A 676-nucleotide genomic window follows, 5' to 3' on the forward strand; every position below is an offset into this window, starting at 1 on the left:
TGGCTCGCCGAGACCGCCCGCTTCGCCAAACGCCCCGACGTCGTCGGCGCCCCGGGCCTCGGCCGCCTCAACCCCTTCGACGACGTGGTGCACACCCCCCGGGGCTACACCCCGACCCCCTGGTTTCCCATCCCCTGGAACAAGGATCAGCTCGAGACCTTCGACCGCCTGCCGACCCTCGGCTACGTGCACCGCCCCCACTACATCCCCCTCACCGACGCCGACGGCAAGCCCCTCGCCCGCCGCAGCGAGCGCATCGCGGCCCTCGTCAAGGGCTGGAACCAGGCCCTCGAAGCCTTCCCCGACGCCCAGCGCCCGGCCGCCCTCAAGCGCCTCATCAGCAGCACCGGCGGCAGCCCCGACACCCTCGTCGAGCTCACCGCCCTCGTCGACGCCCAGGCCGGCGGCGGCGGGCCCGAGCTGCACCTCGACAAGCCGAATGAATGGATCGACCTCGAGCCCCGCCTCGGCAACACCGGCTCGGCCAGCCTGTTCATGGGCATGGCCATCGGCGTGATGGGCAGCTACATCGACGGCGGCGGCAGCGCCGCCATCAACCTGCGCAACCCCCGCGAGGCCAGCCTCGTCTTCATCAGCCCCCCGCCGCCCGACAAGCTCCAGCGCCAGGGCCGCGGCGTCTTCAAGAACAACGTCACCCCGGCCATCGACCCGGCCA

General features: G+C 72.3%; 1 pseudogene. It reads left to right on the top strand.

Annotated features, from left to right (window positions below):
• A pseudogene (locus tag ZRA01_RS20415) lies at nucleotides 1–676 on the top strand (DUF2875 family protein); the annotation flags it as partial.

This window comes from Zoogloea ramigera (assembly GCF_006539865.1).
Classification (GTDB): Bacteria; Pseudomonadota; Gammaproteobacteria; order Burkholderiales; family Rhodocyclaceae; genus Zoogloea; species Zoogloea ramigera.